This is a genomic window from Pseudoroseomonas ludipueritiae (assembly GCF_014490445.1).
In the GTDB taxonomy this organism is placed as follows: Bacteria; Pseudomonadota; Alphaproteobacteria; order Acetobacterales; family Acetobacteraceae; genus Pseudoroseomonas; species Pseudoroseomonas ludipueritiae.
Window position 1 is genome coordinate 1 of record NZ_JACTUZ010000105.1, and the last position, 16,243, is coordinate 16,243.

Below are 16,243 nucleotides of genomic sequence, written 5' to 3' on the forward strand. Positions count from 1 at the left end.
CTGCTGCGCGACCCCCGCGCCGCCATCGGCCTCGGCCTCGTGCTGCTGGCCGTGCTGGGGGCGGTGCTGACGCCGCTGCTGCCGCTGCCCGGGCCGGAGACGCCGGACTTCCTGGCCACCCTGGCGCCCCCCGGCGCCGGCCATCCGCTGGGCACCGACGACCTGGGGCGGGATACGCTCTCCCGCATCCTGGCCGGCGCCCGCGTTTCGCTGCTGGTGGGCATTGCCAGCGTCGGCGCAGCGCTGCTGCTGGGCGGCACCACCGGGCTGCTGGCCGGCTTCCTGGGCGGCTGGGTGGATACCGTGCTGATGCGGCTGATGGATGTGCTGCTGGCCTTCCCGGGCATCCTGCTCGCGCTCGGCATCACCGCCGCGCTGGGGGCATCCCTCGGCAACACGGTCATCGCCATCGCGGCGGTGAACCTGCCGGTGCTGGCACGCGTGGCGCGCGGGCAAGCATTGGCGCTGCGGGGGCTGGATTACGTGCGGGCGCAGCAGGCGCTGGGCTTCGGCGCCATGACCATCCTCTGGCGCACCGTGCTGCCCAACGCGCTCTCGCCCATCCTGGTGCAGGCCTCGGTGCTGCTGGCCTCCTCCATCATCACGGAATCCTACCTGTCCTTCCTCGGCCTCGGCGTGCAGCCGCCGACCCCAAGCTGGGGCAACATGCTGCGCGACGCCATCGGCTTCCTGGATCAGGCCCCCTGGCTCGCCTGGTTTCCCGGCCTCGCCATCTTCCTGACCGTGCTGGGCTTCAACCTGCTCGGCGACGGCCTGCGCGACCGGCTGGACCCGCGTGACTGATGCTTGCCTCCCACCGCAACACACCGCCCGTCGGAGCCTCCGCATGACCGCTTTGACTGATCGCCCCGCCCTCGGCCGCCGCGCCCTGCTGGCCGGCGCCGCCGCCCTGCCGGCCATCCTCGCAGGCACACGCGCCCAGGCCCAGGGCGCCGCGCGCACCCTGGCCATCGGCGTCGTCTCGGACCCGGTGACGCTGGACCCGGCCTTCTCCGGCTCCTTCTTCGAGAACCAGGTCCTCTACAACCTGCATGAGACGCTGCTGGTGGCGGCGCCGGATGGCACCGTCTCCGCCGGCCTCGCCGAATACAAGCAGGTCGACCCACTGACCTATGCCTTCACCCTGCGGCAGGGCCTGACCTTCCACGACGGCACGGCGCTGGATGCCGCCGCCGCCAAGGCCAATATCGACCGCTACCTCGACCCCGCCGTGGGCTCCATCCGCCGCCCGGATTTCGGCCCCGTGAAGGAAGTGGCGGTGACCGGCCCGCTGACCTTCGAGATCCGCCTGTCCTCGCCCTACGCGCCGCTGCCGCTGGTGCTGACCAACCGCGCCGGCATGATGGTCTCGCCCACCGCCGTGAAGGCCCTAGGCGCCGATTTCGCCGCCAGGGCGGTAGGCTGCGGCCCCTGGAAGCTGGCGAGCTGGACCAAGAACGCCGAGCTGGTGCTGGAGAAGTTCGACGGCTACTGGCGCGGCGCCCCGCAGAATTTCGACCGCCTGCTGTTCCGCCCGCTGCCGGATGAGACGGTGCGCCTGGCCAATCTGCGCAGCAACACGCTGCAGCTCATCGACAGCGTGCCGCCGCAGACCGTGGCCGCTCTGGGCCGGGAGAATGCGCTGCGCGTTTCGCAGATGCCGAGCCTGGGCTTCAATGCCTTCGCCTTCAACTGCACCCGCGCGCCCTTCAACGACAAGCGTTTGCGCCAGGCCTTCACGGCGGCTGTGGACCCGGCGGTGATCCAGAAGGTGGTATATTTCGACACCGGCCGCCCGGCCTCCGGCCCGCTCTCCCCCGCCGTGCCCTGGGCCTTCGACAACAACCTGCCCTCGCGCGGCGGCAAGCCGGAGGAAGCCAAGGCGCTGCTGAAGCAGGCCGGCACCAGCGGCCCGGTGCCGGTCACCATCACCGTCACCAATTCGCCGGCCATGGTGCGCATCGCGCAGATCCTGCAGGCTCAGGCCGGCGCCGCCGGCTTCAAGGTGGAGGTGCGGCAGATCGACCCGACCAGCCTCATCACCGTGCTGCGGCAGCGGGACTTCGACCTCTGCATGGCACCCTGGTCCGGCCGCTACGATCCGGACGGCAATATGTTCAACTACTTCACGCAGGACGGGCCGAACAACTTCGCCGGCTATGCCAGCGAGCCGGTGACCACCATGCTGCGGGAGGCCCGCTCGGTGGCCGGGCAGGCGGAGCGCGCCAAGCTCTACCAGGAATCCCAGCGCGTGGTGGCGGAGGACTGCGCCATGCTCTTCCTGCATTTCGACGCCATCATCCAGGCCTCCAGTGCCAAGCTGTCCTGGACGCAGTATCCGGACGCGGTCTTCCGGCTCTACGACGCCAAGTTGGGCTGACCTCTGCGGCGGCCGCCCAGGCGCGGGGCAGGCGAGGGCAGGTCCAGGGCCTCGGGGCCAGGCGCTCTTCCCCCTCAGGCCTCGCGCTGCCGGGCCTCCGCTCCGGCTCAGGCCTGTGCAGCGTCTTCGCCGGCCTTATCATCGTGGTGGGAATCGCCGTCGCCCGCAGGCGCCGCGCAGTCCCGGGCAATGATCCACGAGGAAACATCCATGGCTGCTTCCGACTTCGAGGTGCTGGACGAACGCTTCTCGCGCGTCCCGAACATGACGGCCAATCTCCACCGCCTCTACGACAAGTGCCATTGGGCGGAAGGCCCGGCCTATTTCCCTGCGGGGCGCTACCTCATCTGGTCCGACGCGCCCAACAACCGCATGCTGCGCTACGACGAGACGAATGATGTCGTCAGCGTCTTCCGCCAGCCGGCCCATAACAGCAACGGCAATACGGTGGACCGCCAGGGCCGGCTGGTGACCTGCGAGCACGGCATGCGGCGCGTGACACGCACGGAGCATGACGGCAGCATCACCGTCATCGCGGACCGCTACCAGGGCAAGCGGTTGAACAGCCCCAATGACGTGGTGGTGAAATCCGATGGCTCCATCTGGTTCACCGACCCGACCTACGGCATCGATTCCGACTACGAGGGCAACAAGGCGGAAAGCGAGATCGGCGCCTCCTATGTCTACCGTGTCGATGCGCATTCCGGCGAGGTCACCGTGGTCTGCGACGACTTCGTGAAGCCGAACGGCCTGGCCTTCTCGCCGGACGAGAGCCTGCTCTACGTGGTCGATACCGGCCGCACGCATGGGCCGGAGAATCCGGCGCATATGCGGGTGTTCGATGTGGCGGAGGGCGGCAGGCTCAGCGGCGGCAAGGTCTTCGCCGATTCCACCGCGGGCCTCTTCGACGGCTTCCGCCTGGATGACACCGGCCGGATCTGGACCTCGGCCGGCGATGGCATCCATGTCTACGACCCCGATGGCAGCCTGATCGGCAAGGTGCGGGTGCCGGAGGTGGTGGCCAATCTCTGCTTCGGCGGCCCGAAGCGGGACCGGATCTTCATCTGTGGCACCACCAGCCTTTACTCCGTGCGGATGTTCGTCAACGGCGCCAAGACCTTCTAGCGCGCCCCAGCGGCGATGGGTGTCGCCAGCCCCGCCAGCGCGATCCTGCACGGACCCGAAGGCGCTGTTCCTGATCCATGCCGATGCTCCCTGCGGGAAGCCGCAGGGCGCTGGCAGGGTAGGGGATCTGTGCCACACTTCCGGCATGTCGGATCTCTTTCCCCGCCTCTTCGCTTCCTTCGGCATGCGCGGCCATGAGTTGCGCAACCGGATCGGCTTCGCGGCCATGTCCTGCCGCCTCGCCGCCGGGGGACGGGCCACGCCCGCGCTGCTGAAGCACCTGGAGGCGCGGGCGGCCGGAGGCGCCGCCATCGTCATCACCGAAGCCATGCCAGCGGCGCGCTCCGCCGCAACGCCGACGCGCGTTTCCGCCTTTTCCGAGGATGCATTACCGGATCTCGCCGCCATGGCGGAGGTCATCGCGCGGCACGGCGCCCTGCCGGTGGGGCAGCTCTGGCATCCGGGCTCGGCCAATCGCGGCCAGCGCGCGGTGGATGCGGTGGGCGCCTCCGCGGTGCCGGACGGCCTTTCCTGGACCGTGCCGCGCATCCTGGCGGATGCGGAGATCGGAGCACTCTGCGAGGAATATGCCGAAACGGCACATCGCCTGCAGCGTGCCGGCTTTGCGGGGGTGGAGGTCTCGGCCGCGCATGGCTTCCTGCCGCTGCAATTCCTCTCCCCTGTCAGCAACCTGCGGCAGGACCGCTGGGGCGGCGACCTGTGGAACCGCAGCCGCTTCCTGCGCAACATCCTCGCGCTGATCCGCGAGCGCTGCGGCCCCGGCTTTCTTGTCGGCCTGAAGATGCCGGCGGATGACGGCCTCCCTGGCTCCATCGACCCGGAGGAAGCCGCGCGCATCACCGCGCTGATCGCCGCCGAGACACCGCCGGACTGGTTCTGCTACAGCCAGGGCACCCATGGCTGGTCCCTCGGCATGCATGCGCCGGACCAGCATGCCCCGCCGCTTCTCTACCGCGCCCTGTGGCGGCGGATGCGGCAGGCGGCGGGCGGCGTGCCGGTGGCCGCCGTGGCGCGCATCAACCACCCCGCCGCCGCCGAGGAACTGCTCTCCTCCGGCGAGGCCGATCTGGTGATGCTGGCGCGCCCGCTGCTGGCCGACCCGCGCTGGGCAGAGAAGGCGCGGCGCAACGCGCCCGAAAGCATCCGTCCCTGCCTGAACTGCAATGCCTGCTGGGGCGAGATCAACAAGGGCTCACCCATCGCCTGCGCCGTGAACCCGCGCGCCGGCGGCCGCGACGGCGATGGCCTGGCGCCGGCCAGTGCCGCGCGGCACGTGGTGGTGGTCGGCGGCGGGCCAGCGGGCCTTCAGGCAGCCATCTCCGCAGCCCGGCGAGGGCGACGGGTCACGCTGCTCTCCGCCCGCGCGCCAGGCGGGGCCGCGCGCATGGAATCCGCCTTGCCGGGTGGCGCCTCCATGGCCGCCTTTCTCGATTACCTCACCGCCGAAGCGACGCGCAGCGGCGTCAGGACGCAACAGGGCATTGCCAGCCCGGAGGCCATCCTGGCCCTGCGCCCGGATGCGGTGGTCCTGGCCACCGGTGCCAGCATGGCGCGCCCCACGGCCTTGCAGGGCAGCAGCACCGGCCTGGACCTACGCACCCTGCTCGCGGCGGCGCCGCCAGGCGGCGGCGTGGCGGTGCTCTATGACCACGATCACACCCCTGGCACCTATGCGGCGGCGGAGTGGCTGGCCGGCCGCTACGCCCGCCTGCTGCTGGTGACGCCGCGCGACAGCATCGCGCAGGACGTGCCGCTGCTCTCCGCCCAGGGAGTGCATCGCCGGCTGGCGCGGCTCGGCGTGGAGATCCTGCCCTGCCGCAGGCTGCTGCGGCACGAGGGGCGGCGCCTGTGGCTCAGCCATCTGCTGACCGGGGCGGAGGAGGAGATCGAGGATGTCGATCTTCTCACCTGGTCGACGCCCCGCCAGCCGCGCCAGGAACTGCTGGCGCCCCTGCAGGCGGCGGGGCTGGAGGTGCATCTGGCCGGGGATGCCCTGGCGCCCCGGCTGATGCTCTCCGCCATCCGCGAAGGGGCGGAGACCGGCGAGGCGGTTTAGCCTCCATCCACCTTGGCGCCGGAAATTTCCACCGCGCGCTTCCATTTCCGCATCTCGGCGCGATGGAAGGCAGCGGTCTGGGCGGCGCTGCCGCCATGGATCGTCGCGCCCTGTTCCAGCAGCTTCTGCCGCACCTCCGGCGCGTGCAGCGACTTGTGCAACTCGGCCGAGATGGTCTCCACCAGCACGGCGGGTGTGCCCGCCGGGGCGAAATAGATGATCCAGGCGGCGGCATCGAAGCCCGGCACCGTTTCAGCGATGGCGGGCACATCGGGCAGCAGCGTCGATCGCTCGGCCGAGGTCACCGCCAGCGGCAGCACCAGCCCCTGGCCGATCATCCCGGGCAGGGAGGGCACGCCTTCCACCGCCACCTGGATCTCGCCGCCGATCACCGCCTGCACCGCCTGGCTGCCGCCACGGAAGGGCACATGCACCATGTCCAGCCCCAGCGCCGCCTTGAAGAGTTCCACCGCCAGATGCGAGGTGGTGCCGCTGCCGGAGGAACCATAGTTCAGCTTGCCCGGCTCCGCCTTCACCCGCGCCACCAGTTCCGGCAGTGAGCGGATGCCGAGCTTGGGATTAACGATGATGGCCTGCGGAAAGGAGACGGCATGGCTGAGCGCCACGAAATCCTTCTCGGCATCATAAGGCAGGGTGCGGAAGAGATAGGGATTGATGGCCATGGTGCCAGGCGACCCCACCAGCAGCGTGTAGCCGTCTCCTCGCGCCTTGGCGACGGCCTCGGTGCCGATATTGCCGGAAGCGCCGGTGCGGTTCTCCACGATGAACTGCTGCCCCAGGCGCTCGGAGAGGTTCTGGCCCAGCAGGCGCGTCACCACATCCACGGCCGACCCGGCCGAGAAGGGATTGATGAAGCGCACCGGCCGGTCAGGCCAGGGTGCCTGCGCCATCGCATGCCTGGCGAAGGGTATGAGAGTAAGGGCGGCAAGCATGTTTCGGCGTTGCATGGGACGTTTCCTGCCTGAACGGGTTATGAGGATCTCAAGGCTCTGCCATCATCAAGCACAAGACGTGCCATGAGGGGGGAGCGAGGATGGCGGATTGGGACCTGGCGGTGGTGGGCGCGGGGGCGGCCGGCATGCTGGGCGCGCTGCGCGCGGAAGCGGGCGGCGCGCGCGTCGTGCTGCTGGAACGCGATGCCGACGCCAGCAGCAATCTCGCGCTTTCCGGCGGGCTCTTCTCGGCGGCGGGCAGCCGCTGGCAGCAGGCGGCGGGGGTGGAGGACAGCCCCGCGCGCTTCGCCGCCGATATCAGGGAGAAGGCTGGCCGCGCCGTGCCGCCGCCCTTGCTGCGCAGGGTGACGGAAGGCGCGCGGGAAGCCGCGCATTTCCTGGCGGATGTGGCGGGCCTGCCCATTCACCTGTCTCGCACAGCGCATTTTCCGGGGCATTCGGCGCCACGCCTGCATGCCACGCCGGCGGAATCCGGCACCGAGCTTTGCGCGCTGCTGCGCGATGCGGTGCGCCGCCGCCCCGGCATCACCTGGATGGACGGCGCCGATGCCACCGCATTGCTGGCGCAGCAGGGGCAGGTGACGGGCGTGGAGGTCTCCGCCGGCGGCACGCGCCGGCCTGTCGCCGCAACCTGGGTGCTGCTGGCCACCGGCGGCTTCGGCGGCGGGGTGGAACTGCGGGCGCGGCATATGCCGGAGGCGGCGGGCGCCTTGCATATCGGCTCGGCGGCCAGCGACGGGCGTGGCATCGGCTGGATGCAGCAACTCGGTGCCGCGCTGGATTGCATGGATGCCTACCAGGGCCAGCCGCATCTCTGCCGCGAAGGGCGGGGAGGTGAAAGGCTGGGCGCGGCCCTGCCGGCGCTGGGGGCGGTGATGGTGAATCTCGCAGGCCGGCGCTTCGCCGCCGAGGATATGGGCCCTTCCGAACTGACCGCGCATGTGCTGGCGCAGGCTGGCGGCGCCGTGGAGATCTGGGACGCGGCGGCGCAGGATGCCGCGCTGCGGCAGGGGCCATTCCGTGCCGCGGTGGAAGCGGGGCTTGTCTGGGGCAGGGGCGATCTCTCGGCCCTGGCTGAGCGCTTCGGTCTGCCGGAGCAGGTCCTGGCGCAAACGCTGGCGGATGCCGCCGGCTTCGCGCGCGGAGAAGGCGCCGATCCGTTGGGCCGCCTCCGCTGGGGCGCACCGCTGGCCGCGCCCTTCTTCGCCGCCGCCATCACCGGCGGGCTGGCGCATACCCAGGGCGGTGTTCTCGTCGATGCCGGTGCCCGCGTGCTGCGGCCGGATGGCGGCGCCATTCCGGGCCTGCTGGCGGCTGGCGGCACGGCCTGCGGCGTTTCCGGCCGGGGCGCCGCTGGCTATGTGCCAGGCAATGGGCTGGCGCAGTCCTTCGCGCTCGGCCTCGCGGCCGGCGCCACGGCAGCGAGATAGGGCAGCCGGGGCGCTGCCCATGCCTCAGCGCGCGGCGCCGCTCATGCCGCCTGCAATTCAGCCAGGGCCTCTGCCACGGTGGCGACCTGGCAGACGGGCCGGAGGGCGGCGATGGCCGTTTCATGCACCTCGGTGCTGAAGGCGGCGCAGCCGTCGGAGAGCACCGTCACCTCGAAGTCCCGCACATGGGCGTCGCGGACGGTGGAGGCGACGCCACCGTTGGTGACGATGCCGCAGACCAGCAGTCGGCGGATACCCGCCTTGCGCAGCACCCATTCCAGCCGGCTCATGTAGAAGGCGGAATAGGCCACCTTTTCCACGCTGAAATCGGCCGGCTGCAACTCATCCACCAGCGCATGGCCCCAGGCGCCGGGCTGGAAGTCGCCACGGCGCAGAAAGGGGCGGATGGCCTTCAGGTGCGGCGCGATCATCGGCTCGCCGCCCCGGCCCGGCACCAGGGTGAAATGGGTGGAGACGATCCAGCCGCCACCCGCCCGCAGCGCATCGGCCAGCGGCTTCACCCGCGCCGGCAAGGCCGCGATCTCGGCATTGCCATGGCCGCCACGGGCATAGGCGCCGTCGGGATGGATGAAGTCGTTCTGAAGGTCCGCGATCAGCAGCGCGGTTTCACTCAGGGGGATGGGATCGTGGCTCATGCCGCGCGCTCCATGATGACATTGCCCAGCGCATCCACCCGCGCCACCAGCCCCGGGTCCACCACGGTGGTGGCATCCGGCTGCTCCAGGATGGCGGGGCCGGGCACCACAGCGCCGACCGGCAGGGCCAACCGGGCATAGATGGCGGTCTCGTGCCAGCCGCCGCTGAACCAGACCGGGCGGCTGCCCTGGCGGGCGGCCTCCAGGCTGCTGCCGGCCTCGGGCGCCAGGGCGCGCAGGTCGAAGCGTGGGCGGCGGCCGATGGCGGCGGTGCGCAGGCTGACGATGCGCGCCGGCACGCCCGGCAGCAGGCGGGAGAAGCTGGCCTGATAGGCCTGCTCAAAGGCCGCGCGGACTTTGGCCTCGTCGATGCCGGTGCCGCCCTCACGCGGCTCCACCGGCAGCGGCACGGCGACGGTGTGCGTCTGGCCGAGGTAATGCATGTCCAGCTCGAAGAGAATATCGACCCGCTCCATGGCGAGGCCGGCATCCTCCACCACCGCGCGGGCGGCGGCGGCCTCGGCCATCATGCGGCGGTCCAGCGCAGCGGCGTCCAGCCCTTCCAGGGCGAGGTTCACCGTCTGCACCTGGTCATGCCGGATATCGGCAATGACGCAGCCCAGCGCGGAGGTGACGCCGGGGAAGCGCGGCACCAGCGCCGCGCGCAGCCCGACATCGCGGATCAGCGCGCCCGCATGCAGCGCGCCGCCGCCGCCGAAGGGCACCGCCGCGAAACGCTCCGGGTCATGCCCGCGCTCGATGGAGACGAGGCGGATGGCGCCGGCCATATGGCCATTGGCGACGCGCAGGATGGCCTCGGCCGCCGCCATGGTATCCAGGCCCAGTGGGCGGCCGACATGCTCGTCGATGGCGGCGCGCGCCGCCTCCACATCCAGCCGCGCCAGCTTGCCGCCGATGGGCCGCTCGGCGTTGATGCGGCCCAGCACCACATTGGCATCCGTCAGCGTCGGGCGGGTATTGCCCTGGCCGTAGCAGGCCGGACCGGGGCGGGAGCCGGCACTTTCCGGCCCCACCTGCAAGAGCCCGCCGGCATCGACGCGGGCGATGGAACCGCCGCCGGCGCCGATGGTGGAGATCTCGATCATCGGCGTGCGGATGACGAGGCCGAAATCGATGGTGGTCTGCGCCGCGATGGCGGTCTTGCCGCCCACCACCAGCGAAACATCGAAGGAGGTGCCGCCGAGGTCGCCGGTGATCACATCCGGGAAGCCGGCGGCCTCCGCGATGGCGGCGGCGGCGATGACGCCAGCGGCGGGGCCGGAAAGCGCGGTGCGCACCGGCAGCCGCCGGGCGGCGGCGGTGGACATGACGCCGCCATTGGACTGCACGATATGGAAGCGCCCGCCAAAGCCCTCGCCACGCAGGGCATCGTCGAGCTTGCCAAGATAGCTGCCCACCACCGGCTGGAGGTAGGCATTCAGCGCGGTGGTGGAGGTGCGCTCGAATTCCCGGATCTCGGGCAGGATCTGGGTAGAACAGGCGATGGAGTCATTCGGCCAGATTTCGGCGGCGGCGGCCAGTGCCGCCTGCTCATTGGCCGGATTGGCATAGGCATTGACGAAGACGATGGCCAGCGCCTCGGCGCCCGCCGCCAGCAGGACGCGGGCGGCGGCGCGCACCGCCTCGGGCTCCACCGCCTCGCGGATGGTGCCATTGGCCAGGGTGCGCTCGCCCACCTCCAGCCGCATATCGCGCTCCACCACCGGCACGAAATCGCCCCAGAGGCCCCATGTGCGCAAGCGGTCGCGGCGGCGCATCTCCAGCACGTCGCGGAAGCCGCGCGTGGTGATCAGCCCGACGCGCGCGCCCTTGCGCTCCAGCAGCGCATTGGTGCCGACGGTGGTGCCATGCACCACCGAGCCGAGTTCCGCCACCGGCCCGAAGCTGCGCAGCCCGTCCAGGAAGCCCACGGCCTCGTCACCGCGGTTGGAGGGCACCTTGGCGGTGCGGAAGCGCCCCTCGGCCTCGTCGAAGCAAAACAGGTCGGTGAAGGTGCCACCGACATCGACGCCGACGATGCTGCCGCCGCTCACTGCGCCGCCTCCGGCGCCAGGTAGCCCAAGCGGCGGTCGCGCGCCGCGGCCTGCGGGTCGCGTCGCGCCGGGTCGCCCCAGCCGCCGCCGCCCGGCGTTTCCAGCCGCAGCTTCCCGCCGGCGCTCAGACGGATATCGGTGATCTTGGAGACCATGGGCGGGTGGTGCTCGCCGCTGTCGTCGATCCAGGTGAAGCGGTTCAGCGCCGCCGCCTCACCGCCCGCCACGCCAAAGGGCGCCACCTTGCCGCGCTCGCCCAGCAGGGAGACGCTGGCATCGGTCAGCACCTCGATGCCATAGACGGCGCCGAGGCCCCCGCGATGCTGCCCGGCGCCGCCGGAGCCGGGGCGCAGCGCCCAGTCGGTGAACATCACGGGATAGGCGGCCTCCAGGATTTCCACCGGCGGAATGGTGGCGGTGGAGATGGGGTTGTTGGCGTGGTTCAGTCCATCCGATTCCGGATTGCCGCCAAGCCCGCCACCAAAGAAGGAAAACATCACCCAGCGCGAGCCATCCGCCCGGTGCCCGGCGATGGAGAGCGCATTGATGGTGCCGAAGGGCGCCGCCGTGGCACGCGATGGGTCGGCCTTGGCCAGCGCGCCGAAGATGACGCCGATCAGCCGCAGCACCGTCTCGGTATAACCCGCGACCGGGCGCGGCGGCAGGGCGCCCAGCAGACTGCCTTCCGCGATCCTGAAGCGGATCGGCCGCAGGCAGCCGGCATTGGCCGGCACTTCGGTGAAGACATGCTTCAGCGCCACGTAGCAGCCGGCGATGGTGGTGGCGCGGGAGATATTCACTGGCCCCTGCGCCGCGCCGGCGCTGCGGCTGAAATCCAGTTCCATGCTGTCGCCGCTGATGGTCAGGTCCAGCGCGATGCGCAGTGGCGTGTCGTCGATGCCGTCATTGTCGAGCACATCCTCGAAGGCATAGGTGCCATCGGGCAGGCCGGCGATGGCGGCGCGCATCAGCGCCTCCGCCCGGTCGGAGAAGGAGGTGAAGGCGGCGGTGAGCACCGCCTCGCCATATTCGTCCACCAGCGCGTGGAAGCGCCGCTCGCCGAGGTCGAGCGCGTTGATCTGGCCGTTCAGGTCACCCCAGTTGGAGGTGGGCACGCGGGAATTGGCCGCCAGCAGCGCCACCACATCGGGGTTGATGCGCCCCTCGGTCATCAGCCGCATCGGCGGGATGCGGATGCCTTCCTGGAAGCTCTCCGTCGCGCGCGGGTTGTAGCCGCCGGGCACATTGCCGCCGACATCCAGCCAGTGCCCGGCCGAGGCCATCCAGCAGAACAGCGCGCCGTCGCGGAAGACCGGACGCACCAGGCGGATGTCGTTGAGATGCGTGCCGCCGTCGTAGGGATCGTTGAAGAGAAAGGTCTCGCCAGGATGCACGCCGCCTTCCCGCGCCACCTTCTCGATCACCGCCTTCACCGCGAAGGCCATGGCGCCGACGAAGATCGGCAGGCCATTGGTGCCCTGCACCAGCGTCTCGCCGGTCTCGGCATGGTAGAGGCCGTGGCAGGCGTCGCGCGCCTCGGCGATGATGGGGTTGAAGGCGGACCGGTAGAGCGTCGCGTCCATCTCGTCCGCGATCTGCTCCAGCCTGCCCTTCAGGATGGCGATGGTGACGGGGTCGGGCGTGGTCATGCGGCGCCGTTCCCTTCCTCGGCGTCAGCATAGGCCTGGCCGCGCGCCAGCATCTCCGGCGTGCCGATCAGCGCGTTCAGCGTGTTGAAGTCATGCATGCGCCCGGCAAAGGGCGCGTTGCTGCCGTGCTGGAGCAGGGAGGCGTAATAGTCCTGCGCCGTGCGGGCCAGGGCGCGGACAATGCCGCCGGGGAAGATGACGATGCGGAAGCCCATCTCGCCCAGGTCGGCGGCGGAGGAGATCGGCGTGTCGCCGCCTTCCACCATATTGGCCAGCAGCGGTCGCAGCCCGCCCAGCGCCGAGACCACCGCCGCGAGCTGCTCGCGCGAGCGCGGCGCTTCCACGAAGAGCACATCGGCACCCGCCTCGGCATAAAGCCGCGCGCGGTCCAGCGCGGCATCGAAGCCTTCCACCGCGACCGCATCGGTGCGCGCGATGATCAGCGTCTCCTCGCTGGCGCGCGCATCCACGGCGGCCTTGATCTTGCCCGCCATCTCACCCGCCGAGATCAGCGACTTGCCCTGCAGATGGCCGCAGCGCTTGGGCAGCGTCTGGTCCTCGATCTGCAAGGCCGTGGCGCCCGCGCGTTCGAACAGCCGTACCGTGCGCTGGGTGTTCAGCGCGCTGCCATGGCCGTTATCGGCATCCACGATCAGCGGCAGCGCCACCCGGTCGCGGATATTGGCCACCGTTTCCGCCACCTCGGTCATGGTCACCAGCCCGATGTCGGGCCGGCCCAGGCGCGTATAGGCAATGGCGGCGCCGGAGACATAGAGCGCCTCCGCGCCCGCATCCGCGGCGATGCTGGCTGTCAGGGCATCGAAGATGCCCGGCGCCAGGACAGGGCGCGGTTCATGGAGGCGTCGCTTCAGGCTCATGCGGGTTCTCCGGGGGCCGGGGGCGCGGCCGGGGGCAGGGGGCTCCAGCGCCGCTCGCCTTCCTCACCCGTGCGGGCGAGCTGCATCTGGAAGGTGAAACGGTCGGGGCGGTAGAGGGCTTGCAGGTGTTCGACGGCGCGGCCGGATTCATCCTCCACCACGCGGGTGAGGGTGAGCAGCGGCGCGCCGGTCTCGACCTGCAGCACCTCCGCCAGTTCCGGCCCCGCCAGCGTCGCGCCAATATCCTGCCGGGCACGGGCGATGCGGATGCCGGAACGCTCCAGCAGGCTCAGCAGCGGCTGGCTGGCCATCTCGGCTTCCGAATAGGTCAGGCCGATCTGTTCCGGCACATGGGTGGTGAGATAGGAGAAGGGGGCGCCCGCCATGGCGCGCACCCGCACCGCGCGCTGCGCCCGCTGCCCGGGCGCCAGGCGCAGGGCATTGGCCACCGGGCCCGCCGGCGTGACATAGCCGAAGGAGAGCAGCCGCACCTCGGTGCGCCGGCCCATCTCCTTCAGATGCGCGAAGACATCGGCGAAATCGATGCCTGCCGGCGGCAGGGGCAGTGCCTCCCGCACAAAGGTGCCGACCCCGGCGCGGCGCTCGATCAGCCCTTCCGCCGCCAGTTGGTCCAGGGCGCGACGCAGGGTGACGCGGGAGACGCCGCAATCCGCCGCCATCGCCGGCTCCCCCGGCAGGCGCGTGCCGGGCGCCATGTCGCCGGCCTGGATGCGCTCGCGCAGCAGCAGATAGACCCTGCGCGCCTTGAAGGGTTCGACCTTGGTATCCACCCATATCCCCGACGGTTATCCGGCCTCGGTATTATTTTCCATACCGGTGCTTGTACAGAGTAAGAGACAGGACCATTGCGTCAACCAAATTTCCCTGCCTATCCTGATGCATCGCCGGGGAGGAAAAGATGGCCGCGGAAACCGGGCAGCGCAGCTTGTTCGACAAGGTCTGGGACCAGCATGTCGTCCTGACCCGCGAGGACGGGCAGAGCCTGCTGTGGATCGACCGCCACTTCTTCCATGAAGGCTCCCACCATGCCTTCAACCAGCTCAAGGCGCGCGGCGCCGGCGTGGCGCGGCCGGACCTGACCATCGGCGTCGCCGACCATTACGTGCCGACGCGAGGGCGGGACCGGCCCATCGCCGACCCTTCCGTGCGCGGCATGGTGGAGGGGATGGAGGCCAATGCGGCCAGGCACGGCACCCGGCTGTTCGGCCTGCACGACCCGCGCCAGGGCATCGTGCATGTGGTGGGGCCGGAGCAGGGGCTGACGCTGCCGGGCACCACCATCGTCTGCGGCGATAGCCATACCTCCACCCATGGCGCCTTCGGGGCCATGGCCTTCGGCATCGGCGCCTCGGAAGTGGCGCATGTGCTGATGACGCAGACCCTGTGGCAGCGCCGCCCGCGCCGCATGCGCATCACGGTGGATGGCGCGCTGGCGCCCGGCGTCGGCGCCAAGGACGTGGCGCTGGCCATCATCGCCCGCATCGGCGCCGATGGGGCGCAGGGCCATGCGGTGGAATATGCCGGCAGCACCGTGCGCGGCTTCAGCATGGAAGCCCGGCTGACGCTGTGCAACCTCGCCATCGAGAGCGGCGCCCGCTGCGGCATGGTGGCGCCGGACGAGACCACGCTGCGCTACCTGCGCGGCCGCCCCTTCGCCCCCAAGGGGCCGGATTTCGAGGCCGCCGCCGAGGCCTGGATGGCCCTGCCCAGCGACCCCGGCGCGGCATTCGACCGCGAGGTCTCGCTCGCCGGCAACGAGATCGCGCCCGTGGTGACCTGGGGCGTGACGCCGGAGGATGCGCTGCCCGTCACCATGGCGGTGCCGGACCCGGACAAGACCGCCGACCCCGCCCGCGCCGGCCAGATCCGCGAGGCGCTGGACTACATGGGCCTGCGCCCCGGCCAGCCGCTGGCGGAGGTGCCGATCGACCGCGTCTTCATCGGCTCCTGCACCAACAGCCGCATTGAGGACCTGCGCGCCGCCGCCGCCGTGCTGGCCGGGCGCCGCGCCCGGGTGCCGGGGCTGGTCTCGCCCGGCTCCTCCCTGGTGAAGCGGCAGGCGGAGGAAGAAGGGCTCGACCGCATCTTCCGCGAGGCCGGGCTGGAATGGGTGGATTCCGGCTGCTCAATGTGCGTCGGCATGAATGGTGACCAGGTGCCGCCGGGCGAGCGCTGCGCCTCCACCACCAACCGCAATTTCCGGGGCCGCCAGGGTCCGCGCGCCCGCACGCACCTGATGTCGCCGGCCATGGTGGCGGCGGCGGCGGTGGCCGGGCACCTGACCGATGTGCGGCCGATGCTGGAGGGGCGCAACTGATGGAACCCTTCCGCCAGATCACCGCGCTGGCCTGCCCGCTGCCGCTGGTGAATGTGGATACGGACCAGATCATCCCCGCCCGCTTCATGAAGCGGCCGCGCTCGGCGGGCTATGGCGACGTGCTGCTCTACGACCTGCGCTTCGACGAGAGCGGCACGCCGCGCCCGGAGATGCCGCTGAACCGGCCGGAGCGGCAGGGCGCCAAGATCCTGGTGGCGCGGCGCAACTTCGGCAGCGGCTCCTCGCGCGAGGCAGCGGCCTATGCGCTGGTGGACCATGGCATCCGCTGCGTCATCGCGCCCAGCTTCGGTGATATCTATGCCAGCAACGCCGTGAACAACGGCCTGCTCTCCGTGGTGCTGCCGGAGGATGTGGTGGAGGCGCTGCTCGGCTGGCTGGAAGCCGGCGGGCGGGAGATTTCCGTGGACCTGGAAGCCTGCCGCGTGGCGGCACCCGGCATCGAGGCTGGCTTCAGCATCGACTCCGTCTGGCGCACCAAGCTGCTGAATGGCTGGAGCGACATCGACCTGACCATGAGCTTCCAGGATCAGATCGCCGCCTTTGCCGCCGCCGATGCCCGGCGGCGCCCCTGGATGCCGCCGGCCGCCGCGCCCGGGGCCTGAAGCACCGGGCAGGGCAGGACGCTAGGGCAGCTCCCCGGCCACCTCGCGCGGCGCCAGGC

General features: G+C 70.9%; 13 protein-coding genes. 7 read left to right on the top strand and 6 right to left on the bottom strand.

Going from position 1 to position 16,243, the window contains the following annotated elements:
- The 4 genes from IBL25_RS18295 to IBL25_RS18310 all read left to right on the top strand — a co-directional run.
- Window positions 1–804, top strand: an 804-nt coding sequence (locus IBL25_RS18295; RefSeq protein WP_238940522.1) for an ABC transporter permease, incomplete at its 5' end; no start/stop codon positions are given.
- 43 nt (window positions 805–847) lie between these two features.
- On the top strand, window positions 848–2,380 hold the full coding sequence (locus IBL25_RS18300) for an ABC transporter substrate-binding protein (RefSeq protein ID WP_187779966.1): 1,533 nt from the start codon (window positions 848–850) through the stop codon (window positions 2,378–2,380).
- Between the two features lie 210 nt (window positions 2,381–2,590).
- Complete coding sequence (locus IBL25_RS18305) at window positions 2,591–3,505, top strand: SMP-30/gluconolactonase/LRE family protein (RefSeq protein ID WP_187779967.1); 915 nt, start codon at window positions 2,591–2,593, stop codon at window positions 3,503–3,505.
- 145 nt (window positions 3,506–3,650) lie between these two features.
- A complete protein-coding gene (locus IBL25_RS18310) occupies window positions 3,651–5,582 on the top strand; it encodes an oxidoreductase (RefSeq protein ID WP_187779968.1) in 1,932 nt (643 codons plus the stop codon).
- Here IBL25_RS18310 and IBL25_RS18315 read toward each other — a convergent pair.
- Window positions 5,579–6,550, bottom strand: a complete 972-nt coding sequence (locus IBL25_RS18315) for a Bug family tripartite tricarboxylate transporter substrate binding protein (RefSeq protein WP_187779969.1) — start codon at window positions 6,548–6,550, stop codon at window positions 5,579–5,581. The genes IBL25_RS18310 and IBL25_RS18315 overlap by 4 nt on opposite strands.
- 86 nt (window positions 6,551–6,636) lie before the next feature.
- On the opposite strand from IBL25_RS18315, the gene IBL25_RS18320 reads away from it, so the two are divergent.
- Window positions 6,637–7,986: an FAD-dependent oxidoreductase gene (locus IBL25_RS18320; RefSeq protein WP_187779970.1), complete on the top strand. Its 1,350-nt coding sequence runs from the start codon at window positions 6,637–6,639 to the stop codon at window positions 7,984–7,986.
- Window positions 7,987–8,027: 41 nt separating this feature from the next.
- Here IBL25_RS18320 and IBL25_RS18325 read toward each other — a convergent pair whose 3' ends face one another.
- From IBL25_RS18325 to IBL25_RS27620, 5 genes are read right to left on the bottom strand one after another with little or no spacing between them, the layout of a single operon-like run.
- Window positions 8,028–8,642 carry a cysteine hydrolase family protein gene (locus IBL25_RS18325; protein WP_187779971.1) on the bottom strand — a complete coding sequence of 205 codons (615 nt, stop codon included), beginning with the start codon at window positions 8,640–8,642 and terminating at the stop codon, window positions 8,028–8,030.
- Window positions 8,639–10,696 (bottom strand): hydantoinase/oxoprolinase family protein, encoded by a 2,058-nt coding sequence (locus tag IBL25_RS18330; RefSeq protein WP_187779972.1) that lies wholly within the window; start codon window positions 10,694–10,696, stop codon window positions 8,639–8,641. Before IBL25_RS18330 ends, IBL25_RS18325 begins: the two co-directional genes overlap by 4 nt.
- Window positions 10,693–12,345, bottom strand: a complete 1,653-nt coding sequence (locus tag IBL25_RS18335; protein ID WP_187779973.1) for a hydantoinase B/oxoprolinase family protein — start codon at window positions 12,343–12,345, stop codon at window positions 10,693–10,695. Before IBL25_RS18335 ends, IBL25_RS18330 begins: the two co-directional genes overlap by 4 nt.
- A complete protein-coding gene (locus IBL25_RS18340; RefSeq protein WP_187779974.1) occupies window positions 12,342–13,223 on the bottom strand; it encodes an isocitrate lyase/PEP mutase family protein in 882 nt (293 codons plus the stop codon). Before IBL25_RS18340 ends, IBL25_RS18335 begins: the two co-directional genes overlap by 4 nt.
- On the bottom strand, window positions 13,220–14,014 hold the full coding sequence (locus tag IBL25_RS27620) for a GntR family transcriptional regulator (protein WP_187779975.1): 795 nt from the start codon (window positions 14,012–14,014) through the stop codon (window positions 13,220–13,222). The genes IBL25_RS18340 and IBL25_RS27620 overlap by 4 nt, the downstream gene beginning before the upstream one ends.
- A gap of 128 nt (window positions 14,015–14,142) precedes the next feature.
- Between IBL25_RS27620 and leuC the strand changes: the two genes are divergently transcribed.
- Window positions 14,143–15,561 carry a 3-isopropylmalate dehydratase large subunit gene (leuC, locus tag IBL25_RS18350; protein ID WP_187779976.1) on the top strand — a complete coding sequence of 473 codons (1,419 nt, stop codon included), beginning with the start codon at window positions 14,143–14,145 and terminating at the stop codon, window positions 15,559–15,561.
- Window positions 15,561–16,184, top strand: coding sequence for a 3-isopropylmalate dehydratase small subunit (gene leuD, locus IBL25_RS18355; protein ID WP_187779977.1), 624 nt, complete (start codon window positions 15,561–15,563; stop codon window positions 16,182–16,184). Before leuC ends, leuD begins: the two co-directional genes overlap by 1 nt.
- Window positions 16,185–16,243: the final 59 nt, after the last annotated feature.